Consider the following 19,352-nt stretch of genomic DNA (forward strand, 5'->3'; position numbering starts at 1 on the left):
CTGATTACCGCCGGCGTCCGCCGCCACGCTTCACCATCTTGTGCCCACCGCCGCCACGATGACCGCCGCCCATGGAATGGTGGCCGCGGCTGGACGACATATGGGTTTGCCGCTTGTTGCCGACCTCGCCGAGCGCCGAGTGCTTGCCGCCGGACGAATGTCGCACGTTGTGTGCACCCGGTTTCGGTGCATGCGCCTTGCGGTGGACGTTCGACCGTGCGCCTGCGGCCTTGCCTGTGCTTGCACGGGCGCGGTTCGCCGCAGCCCCGCCATCGCGACGCGGTGCGTCCACACGACGCTGGGCATTGCCCGCCCGCTCCCGTTCGGCCCGAACGCGGTTCGCATCGACCTTGCTCTTGCGGATGTCGTCGACGGAAACCTTGCTCGGTCTGCGGGCGATTTCGTCTCGGTCGCGGCGCACGTCCTTCGCCCGATTGGCGATGTTGTTGTCGCGGTTTGCCTTGAAGTCGTTCGTAAACTTGTCGCGATCGATATTGGCAAACTGATTCTTGTCGAACTTGATCTTGGACCGGTCGACATTCTTCCAGTCGACATCGTTCATCTTGAATTTGTCGCGGTCGATATCGATGTCGTTGAAGCAATTGTCGCAGTCGATGTCGACGTCGCCGTTCCAATGCCCGCCCCAGACGCCCCAGTCGTCCCAGTCGACGGCCGCCGCCCATATCGCAGCCCCGGTGATCGCGGCGGCGAAATAGGGGGCGGTCGGGTAGTAATAGCTCGGATAGGGATCGGGATAATAGGCGATTGGCGCCGGCGCGTAGCCCGGCTCGTAGAGCATTTCCGGCTCGTATCTCGGCACGTAGATCTTTTCCGGATCCGCCGCCTGGATGACGATGTTGCCGCCTTCGTTTACGACCTTCACCTTGTCGTCGGTCTTGATGACGCCGTCCGCCACCGCCTTGTCGCGCAGAGTCTGGACCGCTATCAGAACGTCTTTCTGCTGGTAGGCGAGCGCGCTGCCGAGCGCCTGCGTCCAGTCTAGATCGTCGCTCATCATCTTGACGATCTCGGGATAGTTGAGAAGCGATATCACGCTGTCGTCCCAGCTCTCCTTCGGCTGCAGCTCCTTGTTCGTCTTCTTCTCTTCGAGGAACCGCGCCGCCTCCACGATCTGCAGCGGAAAGAGCGAAGCGGAGCTGACCAGCGCGACGAGCTCGTCCGGATAGAGCGCGATGCGCGCGACCATGGTTTCGAGCTCTCCCTCGGTCAGGAGAGCGGGTTGATCATCGCCCGCCTCGCCCGCCTGAGCCTGCGCGGCCTGCTGAGCAAGACCTCGGGGAACCAGGGCCGGACCCGCAGCCATCAAAATTGCGAGCCCCGCGACACCGATCGGACGGGCGATCAGTCTGAGCAACTCAGTCGGCATAGCCTCACTCCCTGCGTTTGCACTTCACGTTACGGTCTTGAGCGTCAGCTCGATCTCTTTCTCTCATGCTTTGCGTGACGGCGCCCGCCATGGCGCGGCTGCAAAGCAGTTGGAACTCGTTGCGAAGCGCTCCGAAGGCTCTTCGCGGGCGCACCTCACTTCGGGAAAAGGAAGGTGACGGCAAGGCGTGCGCCCCAACCCTGCGGCCCGTTGTCCGGTGCGGCCGCCCAGTAACGGGCGCCCGCAGTAATGCTCACCGGCTGCTCGCCGAACTTGACCAGCTTGGACACCTGGAAGTTGACCGGGACGGACCACTGGTCGCTTTCCCAGTCATAGGTGCTTTCGGTGTTGAGCGCGAATGTCCAGGCGTCCGGTGTCGTGTAGGAGACGAAGGGCTGCAGGAAGGTCGAGTTGACATCGGCCCTGTCGTCATTGCCTGCGAGGGACCAGATGTGATTTGCCAGAGCGCCATAGGTCCAGGGGCCGTCCTGCTTCAAGACGACGGCCGTCGGTCCGATGCCCCATTTCTCGCTGCCGAGCAGATCGTCCGTGCCTGTCGGGATGAGAAAGACTGGACCGACACCCCAGATGATCCCGCCCGCCGTCGGCTCCTTGGGCGAGAAGAAGAAACTCTGCACGGTATCGCCTAGCCCGAACTGATCGCCGGAAGGCCCGGCAATGTCGTCCTGAGAGATGATCGGAAAGATCGTTCGCGAAATGAGGTTCCAGTCTTCATTGAGGCTGATCGGTATCACCGGCTGCACGTTCAAGGTGACCCGGTGCCCGTCAACCGGTCCGAAACCACGGTCGTAGTTCAGCTGGAACGGCACGCTGATGAGCGAGGCGATTGGGTTCGACAGCTGCTTGGCGAGATCGGCGCCGGAGGAATCCTGTGCCTGGGCAACGCCGCAACCCGCGGCGACCGCAATGGCAAGCACCGCAGCATGCGGGAAGGTCGGCGCCGATGTTCCTGCGCTACGCACCCGACCTGCTCCTTCGGATCGTATTCTGGCGAGCGTCATCCAAGATGTCTCCCTACCTGCACGTCTGTCCGATTGCAAGAATAACTACCGGACTTCCCTTGGTAGAACGCTAACGTGGAAAGTAGTTGCACCACTGGCATTACTTGCGGATACGTGGCGAATTGAACAGCGGCAAGTTGGCCTTTGGTCCAACTATCGCTGCCCCGCAAACGGCCGAATGATATTGTCGGCGTGCGTCTGCGAAAGAATGCCTTTTGCCACCGCTTTCGAACCGCGGCCGACATGCCGGCGCGCGTACATCGGAAGCCCGACGTCGGCGTCGTCCAGGCGTTCGATCATCGTCAAAGTCAGTTCAGGAAGACAGATAATGTTCGAGATCAGCCGCCGGTCGGCCTTGAAAATCGTCGCTTTTACAGCCGCGAGCGCCTCGGTACCTCATGCGCTGGCCGAAAGCTCCGAGACCTTGCCCTCATGGGCCGAGGGCGACGCAAAGGCGCGTATCCTGGAGTTCGTGGCGGCGACGACGACGAAAGGCAGCCCCGATTTCGTCGAGCCTGCGGCCCGCATTGCAGTGTTCGACAATGACGGGACGCTCTGGGGCGAACAGCCCATGTATGTGCAGCTTGCTTTCGTGCTCGACCGCGTCAGGCAGCTGGCGCCGCAGCACCCGGAATGGCAGACGACGGAACCGTTCAAATCGGTGCTCTCCGGGGACATGGCCGGAGTCGCGGCGAGCGGCGAGCGTGGACTGCTGGAACTCGTCGCTGCAACCCACGCCGGCATGTCCGCCGAGGAATTCGAGAAGATCGTCTCCGATTGGATCGAAGGCTCTCGGCATCCGACATCGGGCAAACTCTATACCGCACACATCTTTCAGCCGATGGTCGAACTGATCGACTATCTGAAGGCAAACCAGTTCGCAGTCTTCATCGTCTCGGGCGGCGGGGTGGAGTTCATGCGCCCGTGGACTGAACGCGTATACGGGATCCCCCCGGAAAACGTCGCCGGCTCCAGCATCAAGACCAAGTACGAACTGCGGGACGGCCATCCGGCGATCACGCGTCTGCCCGAAATCGACTTCATTGACGACGGTCCGGGCAAGCCCGTCGGCATCCACAAGTTCATCGGTCGACGGCCGATCGCCGCTTTCGGAAATTCGGACGGCGACTTCGAGATGCTGGAATGGACAACCACCGGCCCCGGACGCCGCTTTGGCCTGATCGTTCACCACGACGACGCACAGCGGGAAAACGCCTATGACCGCGAGTCCCATTTCGGCCGCCTCGCACGGGGCCTCGACGAGGCGTCTGCACGCGGCTGGACGATCGTCAGCATCAAGAATGACTGGAAGGTCGTTTACCCGGAGTGAGTGAGCGATAACCCGGAAGGCGGAGCGTCTCTCATGGAAAATGCACTTCCGGAGGGAAAACACTCATTCCGTCCATCGGGTCTATCTGGAGCGCGGCGCCGATATCGGGCGCCGATCGTCTCGCAGGCCATCGATGGCCGCTGACAGCGAGGCGCGGGAGAGCGGCTTGTTGAGGAAACCCGCAGCGCCCGCGCGCATGCAGCTCTCACGCACCCCCTCTTCATCCGCGCCGCTTATGACGATTACGGCAGGCCTTGGCTGCCTTCCCCTGAGCTCGTGCAATATGTCGAGCCCGTTCATGTTCGGCATGTGAAAATCAAGGAGTACGCAGGACGGCTTGGCCTCTTCGAGTTCTTCGAGGAACATTTCGCCCGAGGCGAACGCCACCGGCTTGAAGGACAGCGACAGCACGAGTCGACAAAGCGCGCGACGAACCAGCTCGTCGTCATCGACAATGGCAATGATACGCTGACCCTCGCTCATCCATCATTCATATATCAAGGCCCTGGCTGATCGTAGTTGGACTTGGGACCAATGCCCCCGGCAGGAGGGTCTGCAACAGCGACCAGGCGAACAAGGTCCGCGACCGTTCGTACGCCCAGTTTCGCCATCATGCGGCCCCGGTGAACCTTGATGGTCTTTTCGACCGTCCCGAGATCGGCCGCTATCTGCTTGTTGAGAAGGCCGGCCACGACAAGATGCATGACCTGCGTTTCCCGGGCCGTCAGGCTTTCGAGCCGCCTCACCACGCTCGCCTTCTTCTCTTCCGTCTCACGCCAGGAGCGTGCGCGCTGGCGCGCCACGTTTACGGCAGCCAGCAGCGTCTCCGCCTCGACGGGCTTCGTCAGGAAGTCGACGGCACCCGCCTTCATCGCACGCACACTTGCCGGGATATCGCCCCTGCCCGTCAGGAAAACGATGGACTGGCTTCCGCCAGCCGCTGCGAGTGCCTCCTGCACGCGAAAACCGTCGGAGTCCGGCAGACCTAGATCCAGTATGACGCAATCGGCCGTGTTGAGATCCTCGGATGCCAGGAACGCGCGGGCATCCCGGTACACCGTCACCAGGTAACCCGAAGCCGAAAGCAGCCTCCTCAGAGACCGCAGCACGGATTCGTCGTCGTCCAGCAGCAGTACTTTTCCGGCGTTTTCCCCCATGAGACACCTCTAGGCTGACGGCAGAATAACCACGGCCCGCGCTCCCCGCTTCACGGCATCGTCGAAGAACAACTTCCCGCCCTGCGCCTCGACGATGCTCCGGCAGATGGCGAGGCCGAGACCGAGACCGCCCTTCTTCGAGCTCACAAACGGCTTGAACACCTCGCTGCGCATCTCAGCGGGAATGCCGGGTCCCATGTCCTCGACGGACAATTCACAATACCCATTCTTGCCGTTCGCAACCGCTATTTCAACCCGCCGTTGCTTTGGCGGGATGTCGGCCATCGCATCCGCGGCATTCACGAGCAGGTTCAGGATCACCTGCTGAAGCTGAACGAGGTTGGCCTTGACGCGCACGCTCGCCCATTCATCCTGGACCTCCACCTCGGTGCGGCGTGCCACCATCTCTGCGCGCGCCAGAGCGACGGTCTGGCGTACCGCCTCATTGAGGTCGAGGATTTCCTGTGAGGCCTCGCCCTTCAGCATCATGCTGCGCAACTGCGAAATCACCGAGGAGGCCCGTCTGTCGTCTGCGACGATGTCATCGAAGATCGCACGGATTTCTTCCATGTCCGGGGCCTGCTCGCTGGCGATCTTCTGTCCTGCCTCGGCGTTGGCGAGAATGGAGGTCAGCGGTTGCGTCAGTTCATGCGCGAAGGCGCCGGAGAGCTCTCCGAGCTGCGACCGTCTGGAAAGGTGTGCAAGCTCGATACGTTCGGAGGCGAGCGTCGCTTCGAGCCTCCGGCCCCGCTGGTTCTGATAGACGAGCGCGGCGATCGTCAGCATTTGAGCCGCCATCACCAGGAGTGCCGCGCTAATGGGGATGCGGTAACGCTCCCAGGCACTTGGCTCGAAGCCCACGATTTCTGCGCCGTCGGGTATCAGAATATCGTCGATCCCCCAATGCTGGACTGCGCCCCAATCGACGACCGCCGCCTCCCGTGCGGGGGTGGTCTGGGGCGCCGAATGATCACCGCGTACGATGTCGAGCGAAAGCGCCGCCATCTGCGCTCCGGTGGACTGAAACGTGCCCACGTGACCGCCCACGACTTTCGGGCCGAAATAGGAACCATAGACCGAGTAGACGGGCGCATTCGATGCTTCCGTTATAGCGGCTGCCGCGTCGCGAGGGACGAATTTCGTGCCCTCGGCATCCTGAAAGACGGTGAGTATGACGAGGGCCGTGTCGGAGGAAAGGCCGGCGGCCGTGCTCCGGAAGCCGTCGAGCGAGAGACCGGAGACATATTCGACGTCGAGGCCGGCGTAACGCTTCCCCAGCACGGCGAACGCGGTGTCGCCCCATCGCCGGTCGAACGGCGCCGAGCCGTACATTACCGTCAGTTTACGCGCCTGCGGCTGAAGACGACTGGCCAGCTGAACGGTTTTGGCCAGATCGAATCGGCTGATCACGCCCTTGACGTCGGCGGGAAGGCTCCCGGCGGCCGCGGAACTCTCCGTGACCGCACCGAAGACGACGGGGACGTTCCTGGCGAAACGCTCACGAGTCTCCACAACGAACCGTAGCGCTCCGGGGCCTGCGGCCACCACGACATCCAGTTTCAACGGACGGTATTTAGCCTCCAGGAAACCTGCAAGCCGGGCTCGGTGCTCCGCCGTCGAAAAGCGAAGGGTGTCGAGATATTCCGTATAGTATTCGATGTGTTCCGGCGCGTTCGCTTCCATATACTCGTGGAAACCCGAGGCGATTTGCTCGGCGGCAAGGAGCGTACTTTCGCTTTCATAGACCAGGAGCACGCGCTTGGGATGATCGGCACGGCCACCAAAAGCCATCGCCAACAGCACGAACAAACTAAGAATGACCGCTCGCGGTCGAAGTCGCAGCACTGTGCCCCCCGGCCGTACTCCATGCATCCGCCAACCGGCCGATAGAATAAATCCAAACAATCATGTCAAGCTGATGACTATTTACCGTTGTGCGGTGCTTGACTCAATTGCAAGCCATGAAGTTCTAGGGGTATTCGAGCCACCGCCGGCAGCCGGAAAAACCGGCGGACCGGAGTTGGCCCTTGGTCCATCTATCACTCATCCCGAAAATCGCTGATGGATAAATTACGGGCTCGTCGGCATATGCGAGTGCCGGCCCCGTTTTTGAGCGATGAACTATGGTGGTCATGAGCGTGAACGGTGCTGCACATCCGTCGGCGAATAATGACGCGGTAGGGAACTCCCCATCGGCCAGCCTCGCCAATTTTCGCGCGTCGCATGGCGGACCCTTTTTCGAGTTGCAGGCGCAACTGAGGCTGCTGCGGGAAAACACGCTTCGGGCGGGAACTAGAGCCGTTCTCTTCGTTGCACTGGCCTGGGGCGTGCCATTCCTGCTCGGCATTCCGCGCAGCTTCTCCCTTGACCACAGCCACAACGCCTATCTCGCCGATCCCGGAGTATGGGCGAAGTTCTTCATCGGCATCGGCGCCTTCGTTCTGGCAGAGCAGCAGGTCGAACGGGGTCTCAGGGCTCGCCTGGCGCAGTTCGTGCGTGCCCCGATAATCGCGCCGACCGCGATGGCCCAGGCCACGCGCGAACTGTCGGAGGCGCTGCGTCAACGTGACTCGCGACGGGTGGAACTCGTATGTCTCGTGGTCGCAATCTTCGCCGCAGCCCTTTCCTACCTCAACTTCCATACGGTCGACGTTTCCTCCTGGGCGGTCGAGCACCGGCCCGAAGGCAACAGGATTTCTGCGGCCGGCTGGTGGTCGATCTGCGTCAGCCTTCCCCTCTTCGTCTTTCTCTTTCTCAGGGGCATGTGGCGGCACCTCGTCTGGGCGCACCTTTTGCGCCGTATCGCCGGGCTCGACCTTCGGCTCGTCGCGACCCATCCGGACGGAAAGGGCGGATTGGCCTTCATCGCCCAATACCCGAACGCTTACGTCTTCTTCGTCTTCGGGATGAGTTCGGCAATTGCGGCCGCAATCGCAAAGAACCTCCTCCAGGAGGGTCTCTCCATGACGACGTTCAGCATGGTCATGACCGGCTGGCTCGCAATCGTGATCGCCTTTTTCGCCTATCCGCTTTCCGCCTTCACACCTCCGCTCTCCCGCCTGAAGCAGGACGGCCTGGCATTGCTCGGCGCCCAGGCGACACGCTACCACCGGGCCGCCGAACGCAAGGCGGTGGGCCGCAATATCTTCGAGGACCCCACGCCAGAGCCGGCAGACGAGATTGCAGATCCGAGCAAGCTGTTCGATGCGACGCAGAAGCTTAAGACGGTGCTGGTCAGCCGCGCGGCGGTGGTGCCGGTGGCCGCAGCGGCGCTCATTCCCTTTGCCGTCGCCGGCGCGACGAAACTGCCCTACAAGGAGGTTTTCTCAGTGATGAAGAAGCTGCTCCTCCTTTAAAGGAGGCGGAGTGGTCTCAAGGTCCCGGGCGCCGAGCCGAGCCAATCCCGGCAGTTTTGAGTGTGGTCATCTTACGACGCGTTGCCGACCATTCGTTGCACGCACATTCTATTTTTACCGTTTCCGATGGGAGCATCAGTGACATTCATCCAGTCCCTTCTGCATCAGTCTCCCGAAAATAGCGTTTTTTCTGGCGCTGGCGGGCGGATACTGGATTGGCAAGTTCCAGTTCGGGAATCTCGAACGTATTGCTGCCGCTCATTGGGCCTGTGGTGGTCGCCCTGGCCGCGATGCTGGCAAGTCAACGCGTACCAAGGGAAGCTTGGCGCTTATTGATGCAACCTTCACGTGCACGTGCCGTGCATCGAAACCGACTGCTCGAATGGGTAAAATGCGTACGCGAATGGACAGAGGGGAACGCGATGGGAAACCGGGAAGACATTCAAGCACTCGGCAAAAGGATCGGGCAATCGATCATCGGCCAGGAAGCTATGATCGAGCGTCTTCTGCTCGGCCTGCTCGGCAACGGCCACCTTCTTGTCGAGGGCCTGCCCGGGCTTGCCAAGACCAGGGCGATCAAGAGCCTCGCCAAGAACCTCGAGGCCAGCCTGTCGCGCATCCAGTTCACCCCCGACCTGCTGCCCTCCGACATTACCGGCTCCGAAGTGTATTTCAGCGAAGGCGGCAAGGGCGAGTTCAAATTCCAGCAGGGGCCGGTCTTCGCCAATCTGATCCGCGCCGACGAGATCAACCGCGCGCCGGCAAAGGTGCAGTCGGCGCTACTGGAGGCGATGGAGGAACGGCAGGTCACGGTCGGCGGCAAGAGCCACCCGCTGCCGGCCCTCTTCCTGGTCATGGCAACGCAGAACCCGATCGAGCAGGAGGGTACCTATCCCCTGCCCGAGGCTCAGCTCGACCGGTTCCTGATGCATGTCCGCGTCGACTATCCGGATGCGAATTCGGAAGTCGCAATCATGGAGCTCGTCCGTTCCGAGGAAAAAGCGCCGCACGCAAAGAGCACAGAGGTGCAGAAGCTCGCCGCCGAGGTGGTGCTCGCCGCGCGAAGCGAGATATCGGAGGTTGCCGTCTCCAAGGCGGTCGAGGACTATATCGTCGCGCTCGTCATGGCGACGCGCTATCCTGACAAGATCGATCCGGAACTCGCCAAATGGATCCAGGTCGGCGCCAGTCCGCGAGGCGTGATCGGGCTCGACAAGGTCTCGCGTGCTCACGCCTGGTTGAAGGGTCGGGATTTCGTGACGCCGGACGACGTCCAGGCGATCGTCCACGACGTATTCCGCCACAGGCTCGTGCTCTCCTACGAGGCCCATGCCGGCGGGATCACCGCGGATCAGGCCGTCGACCGGATCGTGGAGAAAGTGGCAACCGCCTGATCGGGAGGACTTGCGATGGCAATTTCTCTGCCCGCATTCGGAAGAACGAAGGAGATCGTATGCCGGGCCGCAGGCGATACGGATGGCGCCTACGTTTCCGTCGACAATCTCGTGGCGCTGGAATCGATCGCCACCGACCTGACGTTCCTGCGCAAGGCCCCCGTTCGCCGCTTCCTCGCCGGGCGCCATGAATCGCGCATGCGCGGTCGTGGCCTGAGCTTCGAGGAACTTCGAACCTATATGCCGGGGGACGATGTCCGAACGATCGACTGGCGCGTCACTGCCCGCACCGGGCAGCCATTCGTGCGCGTCTATAACGAAGAGAAGGACCGCCCCGCCCTCATCGTCGTCGACGAGCGCACCAACATGTTCTTCGGAAGCCGCCGGTCGATGAAATCGGTAGCCGCGGCCGAGGTTGCGGCGCTATGCGCCTGGCGCGTGATGACGCTCGGCGATCGCGTCGGCGGCGTGGTCTTCAACGACGTGAAGCAGGAAGGCATCCGGCCGCACCGGAGCCGCGGGGCCGTCATCCGTTTCGCCGAAACGATTTCGATCCAGAACAATGCGCTCAGCGCAGATTCCGACATCGAGAGGTCGCCCGGTCAACTGAATGCCGTTCTCGGCAGCGTCGCAGCCCTCGCCCGGCACGACCATCTGATCATTGTCGTCAGTGATTTCGACGGGCATGGGCCGGAGACACGCGATCTTCTCTTGCGAATGTCCGTCGCAAACGACGTCATTGCCGTCCTCGTCTACGATCCTTTCCTCCTCGACCTGCCGCGCCAGGGCGAAATGGTCGTGAGCGGCGGCGCGCTTCAGGCCGAGTTGCAGTTCGGCCGCGGCAATGTTCGCGATGCGGTAGACAGTTTTGCGCGCAACAGGGGCCGCGAACTGCTTTCGTGGCAGGAGGAGATGGGGCTGCCCATGCTGCCTGTCTCCGCGGCCGAAGAAGTGGCACCGCAATTGCGCACGCTCCTCGGCCAACTTGCCTGGCGGCAAAGGAGGCGGTAGATGGACCCGACCCCCGCGCCCGATCCGATGCTCGACGCCACCTTGCGGCAGATGGCCGATATCGCCTTGCCGCCGCACGTATCGATGATGCCGGCCACCTGGGGCTGGGCAGCACTCATCACGGCGGTGGCGCTCGTCCTCGCCGCGCTCCTTTGGCGTTGGCTGCGCCGACGCGCACGGAACCGTTATCGCCGGGAAGCGCTCGCGGAACTCTCCTATCTGGAGAAGGCCATCGACACGCCGGCCGGGCGCAGACACGCCTTGCAGAGCCTGCCCGCGCTTCTCAAGCGCACTGCGCTCGCGGCCTGGCAGAGGGAAACGGTCGCCTCCCTCAGCGGTGAAGGCTGGTCCGATTTCCTCCGCGCACATGCCGGCACGGCGAGGCTGGATGACGAAGCCTGTCGTTTCTTCGCCGAGAGCGAATACCGCCCGTCGGCGCTAGCCTCGACGGACGAGGCTACGACGCGTCGGAGCCTCGCGGCGGCATGCCAATGGATCGAGGCCCACGATGTACGTCCTTGACCATCCCTGGCTCCTCGTGCTCCTGCCCGCGCCCCTTCTCGTCTGGTGGCTGCTGCCGCCATACCGGGAGCAGACGCCGGCGGTGCGCATTCCCTTCTTCGAGGATATCACCAGGGCCGCAGGCATCGGCCCGACGGAAGGCTCGGTCGTGCCGCGTGCCAACCTGCTCCAAAAGATCCTCGCACCGATCTGCTGGCTTCTGGTACTGACGGCGCTCGCCCGCCCGCAATTCGTCGAGCCGCCGATCGAGAAGACCGAGCCGCAGCGCGATCTCATGCTCGCCCTCGACCTTTCCCAATCGATGGACACGCGCGACTTCAGCGATCCGCAGGGTAATCTCGAGGCGCGGGTCGATGCGGTAAAGGCCGTGGTCGCCGACTTCGTCGAGCGCCGCCCGCATGATCGGCTCGGCTTGATCGCCTTCGGCGACGCTCCCTACCCGCTCGTTCCCTTCACCATGGATCATACGACCGTCCGATCCATGCTGACGGGCGGCTTGCCCGGAATGGCCGGCCCGCGAACCGCGCTGGGCGACGCGATCGGGCTGTCGATCAAGCTGTTCAAGGAGAGCCGGGCGCCCGACAAAGTGCTGGTGGTCCTGACCGACGGCAACGACACCGCAAGCAAGATGCCGCCCGACAAGGCAGCCGAGATCGCGGGTCAGAACAACATCCGCATCCATGCGATCGGCATCGGCGATCCAAATGCCGAAGGAGAGGAGAAGCTCGACACGGCAGTTCTGCAGAAGATCGCCTCTGCGACCGGAGGGCGATATTTCTTCGGCCAGGACCAGCAGGCGCTTGCAGATATCTACGCTGTGCTCGACAGCATCACGCCGGCGAACCAGAAGACGCTGAGCTGGCGGCCACGCATCGAGCTGTTCCACTACCCGCTGGGTGCCGCCGTTCTCCTCGTGCTCGGCTATCACGGCTTGATGTGGCTGTTGTCGATCCGCGCCGCCCGCAGGCGTAACAGCGAGGCAGAAGCATGATCGCCGATTTCCACTTCCTTCGCCCGTGGTGGCTGCTTGCGGTCCTGGCGGCGGGACTGCTCGTATGGCTCATGCGCCGGCAATCGGATATGCGCTCCCGCTGGAAGCACCTGATCGCGCCCAATCTGCTCGATCACCTCCTCGTCGACCGCGGCCAGGCGCGCACGTTCCGGCCCATCTATCTGGTGGCCGGCCTGATTGCCCTCTCGGGCCTTGCCGCGGCGGGTCCGACATGGGAACGCGAGCGTCCCCCCTTCGTCGAAGACACGGCGCCGCTCGCGATCGCGGTCGACTTGGGCCGGACGATGAATGCGACCGACATCTCGCCGACGCGGCTCGAGCGCGCCATGCTCAAGGTGCGCGACATCATGGCCAGACGGAAAGGCGCCCGGACGGCATTGTTCGCCTATGCCGGCACGGCCCACATGGTGCTGCCCCTGACCGAGGACGCGTCGCTTATCGCCACCTATCTCGCGGCCCTGTCGCCAGCCCTCATGCCCGTCGAAGGCAAGGACACCGCCACGGCGCTCGAAGCCGCCGAGGCGGCCCTGGCCGCCGAGCCGGCGCCGGGCACGATCCTGTTTCTGACCGATGGCGTCGAGCAGGGCGCATTTGCCGCTTTCTCGCAATATCAGGGCCGCAACGACCTGATGGTGCTGGGCATCGGCACCGAAGAAGGCGGCCCGGTGAAAATCGGCAGCGGAGAATATCTGACGGACGGCAGCGGCGCCCGCGTTCAGGCACGGCTCGATGTCGACGCCTTGAAGGAACTCCAGTCGGCCTCCTCTGCGCAGGTGGCGACGGTCACCCTGGATGATGGCGACGTCGACTGGATCGTCCGGCGCATACAGACGTCCTTCGCACAAAGAACGGAGGAGGGTCTTACCCGTTGGCGCGATATGGGCTGGTACCTGACCATCGCGGTCGCGATCCTGGTCGCGTTCACCTTCCGCCGGGGTCAGAGCGTCCGTTGGCTCGGGGCCGTCGTGTTGCTCCTGTCGTTCGCCATGTCCGGGCGGGGGGAGGCGGCAGATTTCGTGGACATGTGGCTGACGCCCGACCAGCAGGGACAGCGCGCTTTCTCCCGCGGCGACTATGCCGCCGCGGCAGAACACTTCGCCGAGCCGCAATGGCGCGGTGTTTCGCTCTATCGCGCCGGCCGTTATCAGGACGCGATCGACGCCTTTGCCCAATCCACGGCACCGGAGAGCTATTTCAATCAAGGCAACGCCCTGATGCATCTGGACAAACCCGACGAAGCGATCGCCGCCTACCAGCAGGCTCTCAAGCAGCGCGCCGATTGGACCGAGGCAAAGACCAATCTGGCGCTTGCGCAACGGCGCAAGAAGGAGAAGGACAAGCAGGAAGAGGAAAAGCAGCAGGAGGCCGCCGGACTGGACCCGGACGAAGTACAGTTCGACGACAAGGCCAAGCACGGCAAGGAGGGTAAGGTCCAGGCCGGCGCGCAGACGGCGGAGATGTGGATGCGCAACATCCAGGTTTCGCCGGTCGCCCTTCTCGCACGCAAGTTCGCGATCGAGGCATCGGAAGGGGAGCGACAATGATGACACCAGCGTCCCGTTTGTGTCAACTCGTTGCAGCGCTGTTCTGCTGGATCGCTGCCGCCGGTCCGGCGCTATCCGCCGATCCGCTCGCCCGGGCCGCATTGCAGTCGGAGGGAACGCTCTATGCCGGTCAGCAAATTCTCATAGACGTCGACGTGCTTGTCCCGAATTACTTCCTCCAGCCACCGCAGTTCCCCGCGATCGACCTTCCGGGCGCGATCGTGACGCTTGACGACGGGCGGGCGCTCAACCTCAACGAAACGATCGACGGGACCGCTTACTCCGGCATTCGCCGCACCTATATCGTCACGGCTCAATCGTCGGGCGATTTCACCTTGCCTCCTGCCGTGATCACTTTCGGCTATGCGGCAGTACCCCCTCAGGCCACCCGCGGCGAAGTTACGCTTCCACCGCTTCGCTTCACCGTTCGGGAAGCACCCGCGGATGCCGGAGAACGTCCCGGTGTGGTCGCCGCAAAGGTCAGCATCAGCCAGGAACTCGACCGGGATCCGGCAGCTCTGAAGGCGGGGGACACTCTGGTCCGGACGATCGCCGTGCGCGCCGTAGGCCTTCGCGCCATGATGATCCCCGAGCCGGATTTTTCAGCCCCGGACGGGGTACGCCTCTACCGGCAGGATCCCGCACTTTCGGAAGAAACGGACCGCAACGGCCAGTCAATTGCGGGTATCCGCAAGGATGTTGCAAGCTATCTCTTCCGGGAGCCCGGCACCTATGTCCTGCCCGCGGTGGCCCTGAGCTGGTTCGACCCGGCCTCCGCGGCGACGCAATCGGCAAGCGCACCCGCCGTAAACGTGACCGTTGCAGCCGCGGCCTCCCACTCCCCGGCCATCGCGCCTCCGGCGGCCGAGCCGCAACGCCCGCCCTTCGACTGGCTGCGGCTGACTGTGATCGGCGGTGGCGTGTTGCTCACTGCCCTCGTCCTTTGGGCTGCGGCCAACGGACTGAGTCGGCTGGAAGCATGGTGGCAGGAACGCCGCTCGAAAGAGCGGCAATCGGAACCGGCATTTTTCCGTCAGGTGGAGCAGGCCTGCAGGAGCGGCTCGGACGAGGCCATCGCGCGCGCGCTCGACGCCTGGTCGCGCAAGGCGGCAGTGATGCCGCTCGAATTCTGGCTCGAACGATTTGCCGACGCCGAAACGCAGCAGGTCTACCGGGCCCGGCAAGGAAGGCTTTACGGCCTTGCGAAGGCATCTTCCGCGCCGGTGCGCGGAGACCTGCTCCTTCCGGGGCTGAAAAAGGCACGGAAGATCTGGCTGGCTCAAGGAGAGAAGGCGCCCCGACGACGCGAGCCCGCCTTGCACCCACTCAACCCGACCATGCCCTGATGCGACGAATACGAAACCGGGTCGTCTCATCGATGCGTCGGTGCGATGGGCAGGCGTGCTACTATGCCGGAAGGGATTCGAGGGAGATCACACGTGCTTTTCCTCGTCCGCTCGTGGGCGCAGAATCTGTGGGGAGGTGGCATTAAGTGCAGTATCTCAAAGTGAATATGCCGGTGTTCGTGGGTTCGGTAGGCGTCATCGCTCTGTTCGTCGGGATAGGTGTGGTTGCGCCTAAGAGAGCTGAAGCGATTTTCAGCGGAATGCAATCTGCGATCCTGTCCGGTTTCGGTTGGCTCTACCTGCTCGCGGTCGCGATCTTTCTGTTTTCGATGCTCTTTCTGGCGTTCAGCCGCTACGGCGAGCTGAAGCTCGGGCCGGACGATTCAGAACCCGAATTCAGGTACCTGTCCTGGATCGCCATGTTGTTCGCCGCCGGCATGGGCATTGGCCTCATGTATTTTGCCGTCGGCGAGCCGATGACGCATTTTGCTTCGCCGCCGGAAGCCGAACCGCTGACGATCGCAGCCCAGCGCGAGGCAATGAGCGTAACCTTCTTCCATTGGGGGGTGCACGCCTGGGCGATATACTCGGTCGTCGGGCTGTCACTCGCCTATTTCGGATACCGGTACAACTTACCCCTGACCGTCCGATCCGGCCTCTACCCGCTCCTCAAGGAGGGTATTCACGGGCCGATCGGACATGTCGTGGATATTTTCGCGATCTGCGGGACAATGTTCGGGCTCGCAACCTCGCTCGGATTCGGAGTCCTTCAGATAAACTCCGGACTGAATTATTTGTTGGGTGTCCCCCAGTCGATCTACGTCCAGCTCCTGCTCGTGACCGTGGTCACGGCAATAGCGACGGTCTCGGTGGTCAGCGGCGTCGAAAAGGGTGTCCGCATTCTCAGCGAGACCAATCTGTTCCTGGCAGTAATGCTGATGCTCTTCGTGCTCGTGGTCGGACCGACGGGCACGCTCATGCGCGACTTCGTCCAGAACATCGGTCTCTACCTCGATAGCCTGGTTTTGCGAACCTTCAACATCTATGCCTACGAGCCGCGTCCGTGGATCGACAGCTGGACCCTGTTCTATTGGGCATGGTGGATTTCCTGGTCACCCTTCGTCGGCATGTTCATCGCGCGCATTTCCCGTGGGCGTACCGTGAGAGAGTTCGTCACCGCCGTCCTCTTCGTACCCGCCCTGTTCACTTTCCTCTGGATGACGGTCTTTGGAAACACGGCGATCTACGTGGACACGACGATCGCCAACGGCGAGCTGGCGCGCGACGTGAAGGCGGACCTTTCGGTCGCCCTTTTCCAGTTCTTCGAATATCTGCCGTGGCCCGCGGTAACCTCGACGCTCGCGGTTCTGCTCGTCAGCATATTCTTCGTGACGTCCAGCGACTCCGGCTCGCTGGTGATCGACACGATTGCGTCCGGCGGAGAAACGGCAACACCTGCTCTTCAGCGGATTTTCTGGTGTTCGCTCAGCGGTATCGTGGCGGCCGTTCTGCTCTCCACCGGCGGGCTGACGGCACTCCAATCCGCCACGATCTCCACGGCACTGCCGTTCAGCTTCGTGATGCTCATTCTGGTTTGGTCGCTGTTCGTCGGGATGCGGGCCGATCTCGCCCGCACACAATCACCCGGATCGGTCGGTCCAAGAGCCTATCCCGCGTCCGGCGTGCCCTGGCAGCGGCGCCTGGCGATGACCTTGAGCACGCCGGACAAACGGGCGGTGGAGAAATTCCTGCAAGCCTCCGTGCTTCCGGCCCTGGAGGCAGTGGCCAAGGAACTGACGCGCCGGTCCCGGCCGGCTTCGGTCAATCGGGATGCCGAAACCGGAGCACTGACCCTCACAGTTCCGGCCGAAGGCCATCGCGATTTCGTCTACGGCGTGCAAATGTCGGAACACAAACTTCCGGCCTTCACCGCGCATGACGCAACCGTGGCAGATGTCCGCTACGAGGCGCGCACCTTCTTTTCGGACGGTAGCCGCGGCTATGACATCATGGGAATGGCGGACAACCAGATCATCAACGATGTTCTGTTTCAGTTCGAGCGATACACGGGCTTCGTACGGTCCCCGGCGTCCTCGCTGCTGGCGACCTCGCCCGAAGAGCAATAGAGCACTTCCAGGAAAAGTGTGTGACGGTTTTCCGTCCGGAAGTGCGTGGACTAAAAGGTTAGAACATTGCCAGGATATCCGAAAAGGAAAGGCGGAGGCTTACCCCGCCTTTCCCGAAGATCGCAATAGGGCTGGAATATGCGATCCTCGTTACTCGTCTGAATTGCTCACCCTACTGGAGATAGCGGCGGGCTCCGAAGACGTGCATCAACGCGGCGCCAGGCTTTCCAGCTCCTTGAGCCGTTTCAGCGCCGCCTGCTGCTGCAGCAGGCCGTAATTTATGCCGCTTGCGTTCAGCGTGCTGCCGGTCTGGAACGGGAACTGCTCGAAGTCCGCGAACAGCTCCTTTATCTTTCCTTGTATCGGCACCAGCAGCCACATGTTGCGCGCCAGGAACTCGACCGCACCACCACCGTCCTCCATCGCCCTCTCATAGGGATCCATCCGGAGATTGGCGATCAGGGCCCAACTGGATACCTCGCGGGTCGCGGTTGCGATGTTGCCGTGGCTGGCCGTGGCAAAGCTCAGTTTCCAGTCGTTCCAGCGTATTGCGTTCAGATTACCGCCCTGATCGAAATAGTAGACCGTCTCGCGCGGAGGTTCCTTGGCCTCGCCCTTCAGCAGCTCGGTGAGATCATAGCCGTCGAGGTGAACTTTGAACGTCTTCCCTGCGGATTGGAAGCCGTTTTTCATCTGCTCCTTCAGGTCCGGGATGCCGGCTGCCGTCGCGAATGTCGGCATCCAGTCCATAAGGGTCACCGGCTCGTTTATCTGCGTGCCCGGCTTCACCACACCCGGCCACCGGACCATCATCGGGATGCGGAAACCACCTTCCCAAGTCGTGCCCTTCTCTCCGTGGAACATCGTCTGAGCGCCGTCCGGCCACAAAGCGAGCTCCGCGCCGTTGTCGGTGGTGTAGAGCACAATCGTGTTTTCGGTGATGCCGAGGTCGTCGAGCTGCTGCAGAAGCTGACCCACATGGCCGTCGTGCTCGACCATCCCGTCGGCATGGATGCCCTTGCCGGTCTTGCCCAAAGACTCCGGCTTCAAGTGGGTGAACACATGCATGCGCGTCGAGTTGAACCAGCAGAAGAACGGCTTGTCGGCCTTCGCCTGACGATCGATGAAATCCTTTGCCGCAGCCAGAAATTCCTCGTCAACGGTCTCCATGCGCTTCGTGTTGAGCGGCCCCGTATCCTCGATCTTTCCATCGGCGCTCGCCTTGATGACTCCGCGCGGCCCAAACTCCTTCCGGAATTCCGGATCCTTGGGATAGAAATAACCTTCCGGCTCCTCTTCGGCATTCAGGTGGTAGAGGTTGCCGAAGAACTCGTCGAAGCCGTGGTTCGTCGGCAGGTGCTCGTCGCGGTCGCCCAGGTGGTTCTTGCCGAACTGGCCCGTGGCGTAACCCTTGGACTTCATGACGTCGGCAATGGTGGGCATCCAATCCTGAATCCCGTGCGGGTCGCCGGGCATGCCGATCGTCAGCAGTCCCGTGCGGAACGGTTCCTGGCCGAGAATGAAGGAGGCGCGGCCTGCGGTGCAGCTCTGCTGTCCATAGGAGTCGGTAAAGATCGCGCCTTCGGCCGCGATACGATCGATGTTCGGCGTGCGATACCCCATCAGACCCATGGTGTAAGCGCTGATTTGCGGAATACCGATGTCGTCGCCGAAAATGACGAGGATGTTCGGCTGTTTGCCATTGGCCGGCGCCGGCTGCTCCTGAGCCTTCGCCTCGCCGACGGCTGCAGCACCGTTTGCGGCGGCTGCAGCCGCAAGGATCGTCCCGCCCAGAAGAAGGCTTCGGCGATCTATCGAGAAGGAATTTGTCGCGTCTTTTCGCTTTTCAGCATCTGGAAGGCCCATGCTTCACTCCTTGATTAAACTTGTGCGTTCGAAGCCATGCGGGATCCGCGCACTCTGGAGCCCGCATGATTATCGGCCGAAGCATCTGGCAAGAGAAGTTGGACCAAGGGGCAACGCGACGGACGTTGCGCCGCCGTTTTGATTTTCTACAATATCCGAAAGGACGCACGAAGGCGCAGCAGGCGGTCACTGCCGTTTCCATGAGCTGGTCATGCTCTATGGAAGGCCTAGCGGGCGTCAAAACTCCGCGTCTTAATGGATTCCTTGAAACACCCGCGG

General features: G+C 62.4%; 15 protein-coding genes. 9 read left to right on the top strand and 6 right to left on the bottom strand.

Annotated features, from left to right (window positions below; genetic code table 11):
* Positions 1-4 precede the first annotated feature (4 nt).
* Entirely contained in the window at positions 5-1,387 is a 1,383-nt protein-coding gene (locus AC6CIG_RS17490) for a DUF3300 domain-containing protein (protein ID WP_018097918.1), read from the bottom strand.
* 155 nt (positions 1,388-1,542) lie between these two features.
* Entirely contained in the window at positions 1,543-2,370 is an 828-nt protein-coding gene (locus AC6CIG_RS17495) for a hypothetical protein (RefSeq protein WP_018097919.1), read from the bottom strand.
* A gap of 367 nt (positions 2,371-2,737) precedes the next feature.
* Between AC6CIG_RS17495 and AC6CIG_RS17500 the strand changes: the two genes are divergently transcribed.
* Complete coding sequence (locus AC6CIG_RS17500; RefSeq protein ID WP_018097921.1) at positions 2,738-3,739, top strand: HAD family hydrolase; 1,002 nt, start codon at positions 2,738-2,740, stop codon at positions 3,737-3,739.
* A gap of 81 nt (positions 3,740-3,820) precedes the next feature.
* On the opposite strand, the gene AC6CIG_RS17505 is transcribed toward AC6CIG_RS17500, so the two are convergent.
* Genes AC6CIG_RS17505 through AC6CIG_RS17515 form a run of 3 tightly spaced genes read right to left on the bottom strand, consistent with a single transcriptional unit; the run spans position 3,821 to position 6,741 of the window.
* Positions 3,821-4,222 carry a response regulator transcription factor gene (locus tag AC6CIG_RS17505; RefSeq protein ID WP_018097922.1) on the bottom strand — a complete coding sequence of 134 codons (402 nt, stop codon included), beginning with the start codon at positions 4,220-4,222 and terminating at the stop codon, positions 3,821-3,823.
* A gap of 14 nt (positions 4,223-4,236) precedes the next feature.
* A complete protein-coding gene (locus AC6CIG_RS17510) occupies positions 4,237-4,896 on the bottom strand; it encodes a response regulator transcription factor (RefSeq protein ID WP_018097923.1) in 660 nt (219 codons plus the stop codon).
* Between the two features lie 9 nt (positions 4,897-4,905).
* A complete protein-coding gene (locus AC6CIG_RS17515; protein ID WP_411922290.1) occupies positions 4,906-6,741 on the bottom strand; it encodes a sensor histidine kinase in 1,836 nt (611 codons plus the stop codon).
* 287 nt (positions 6,742-7,028) lie between these two features.
* On the opposite strand from AC6CIG_RS17515, the gene AC6CIG_RS17520 reads away from it, so the two are divergent.
* The 8 genes from AC6CIG_RS17520 to AC6CIG_RS17555 all read left to right on the top strand — a co-directional run bounded on the left by AC6CIG_RS17520 (position 7,029) and on the right by AC6CIG_RS17555 (position 17,207).
* On the top strand, positions 7,029-8,252 hold the full coding sequence (locus AC6CIG_RS17520; protein WP_498323157.1) for a hypothetical protein: 1,224 nt from the start codon (positions 7,029-7,031) through the stop codon (positions 8,250-8,252).
* Positions 8,253-8,674: 422 nt separating this feature from the next.
* Positions 8,675-9,646, top strand: a complete 972-nt coding sequence (locus AC6CIG_RS17525) for an AAA family ATPase (RefSeq protein WP_498323158.1) — start codon at positions 8,675-8,677, stop codon at positions 9,644-9,646.
* A 15-nt stretch (positions 9,647-9,661) separates the two neighbouring features.
* Entirely contained in the window at positions 9,662-10,657 is a 996-nt protein-coding gene (locus AC6CIG_RS17530; protein WP_498323160.1) for a DUF58 domain-containing protein, read from the top strand.
* The gene (locus AC6CIG_RS17535; protein ID WP_498323161.1) at positions 10,658-11,179 is read left to right on the top strand and encodes a DUF4381 domain-containing protein; all 522 of its coding nucleotides are present in this window, start codon (positions 10,658-10,660) and stop codon (positions 11,177-11,179) included.
* Complete coding sequence (locus tag AC6CIG_RS17540; protein WP_102762848.1) at positions 11,166-12,170, top strand: vWA domain-containing protein; 1,005 nt, start codon at positions 11,166-11,168, stop codon at positions 12,168-12,170. The genes AC6CIG_RS17535 and AC6CIG_RS17540 overlap by 14 nt, the downstream gene beginning before the upstream one ends.
* A complete protein-coding gene (locus AC6CIG_RS17545) occupies positions 12,167-13,735 on the top strand; it encodes a vWA domain-containing protein (protein WP_498323163.1) in 1,569 nt (522 codons plus the stop codon). The genes AC6CIG_RS17540 and AC6CIG_RS17545 overlap by 4 nt, the downstream gene beginning before the upstream one ends.
* Positions 13,735-15,081 (top strand): BatD family protein, encoded by a 1,347-nt coding sequence (locus tag AC6CIG_RS17550; protein ID WP_234704961.1) that lies wholly within the window; start codon positions 13,735-13,737, stop codon positions 15,079-15,081. Before AC6CIG_RS17545 ends, AC6CIG_RS17550 begins: the two co-directional genes overlap by 1 nt.
* A 146-nt stretch (positions 15,082-15,227) precedes the next feature.
* On the top strand, positions 15,228-17,207 hold the full coding sequence (locus AC6CIG_RS17555) for a BCCT family transporter (RefSeq protein ID WP_026168911.1): 1,980 nt from the start codon (positions 15,228-15,230) through the stop codon (positions 17,205-17,207).
* Between the two features lie 207 nt (positions 17,208-17,414).
* On the opposite strand, the gene AC6CIG_RS17560 is transcribed toward AC6CIG_RS17555, so the two are convergent.
* Positions 17,415-19,073, bottom strand: coding sequence for an arylsulfatase (locus AC6CIG_RS17560; protein ID WP_018097933.1), 1,659 nt, complete (start codon positions 19,071-19,073; stop codon positions 17,415-17,417).
* Positions 19,074-19,352 lie beyond the last annotated feature (279 nt).

It is taken from the genome of Sinorhizobium sp. GQ132 (assembly GCF_059758575.1).

Coding starts and splice junctions, on each gene's coding strand:
- AC6CIG_RS17490 (WP_018097918.1), bottom strand. CDS start 1,387: ATGCCGACTGAGTTGCTCAGACTGATCGCCCGTCCGATCGGTGTCGCG.
- AC6CIG_RS17500 (WP_018097921.1), top strand. CDS start 2,738: ATGTTCGAGATCAGCCGCCGGTCGGCCTTGAAAATCGTCGCTTTTACA.
- AC6CIG_RS17505 (WP_018097922.1), bottom strand. CDS start 4,222: ATGAGCGAGGGTCAGCGTATCATTGCCATTGTCGATGACGACGAGCTG.
- AC6CIG_RS17510 (WP_018097923.1), bottom strand. CDS start 4,896: ATGGGGGAAAACGCCGGAAAAGTACTGCTGCTGGACGACGACGAATCC.
- AC6CIG_RS17520 (WP_498323157.1), top strand. CDS start 7,029: ATGAGCGTGAACGGTGCTGCACATCCGTCGGCGAATAATGACGCGGTA.
- AC6CIG_RS17525 (WP_498323158.1), top strand. CDS start 8,675: ATGGGAAACCGGGAAGACATTCAAGCACTCGGCAAAAGGATCGGGCAA.
- AC6CIG_RS17530 (WP_498323160.1), top strand. CDS start 9,662: ATGGCAATTTCTCTGCCCGCATTCGGAAGAACGAAGGAGATCGTATGC.
- AC6CIG_RS17535 (WP_498323161.1), top strand. CDS start 10,658: ATGGACCCGACCCCCGCGCCCGATCCGATGCTCGACGCCACCTTGCGG.
- AC6CIG_RS17540 (WP_102762848.1), top strand. CDS start 11,166: ATGTACGTCCTTGACCATCCCTGGCTCCTCGTGCTCCTGCCCGCGCCC.
- AC6CIG_RS17545 (WP_498323163.1), top strand. CDS start 12,167: ATGATCGCCGATTTCCACTTCCTTCGCCCGTGGTGGCTGCTTGCGGTC.
- AC6CIG_RS17550 (WP_234704961.1), top strand. CDS start 13,735: ATGACACCAGCGTCCCGTTTGTGTCAACTCGTTGCAGCGCTGTTCTGC.
- AC6CIG_RS17560 (WP_018097933.1), bottom strand. CDS start 19,073: ATGGGCCTTCCAGATGCTGAAAAGCGAAAAGACGCGACAAATTCCTTC.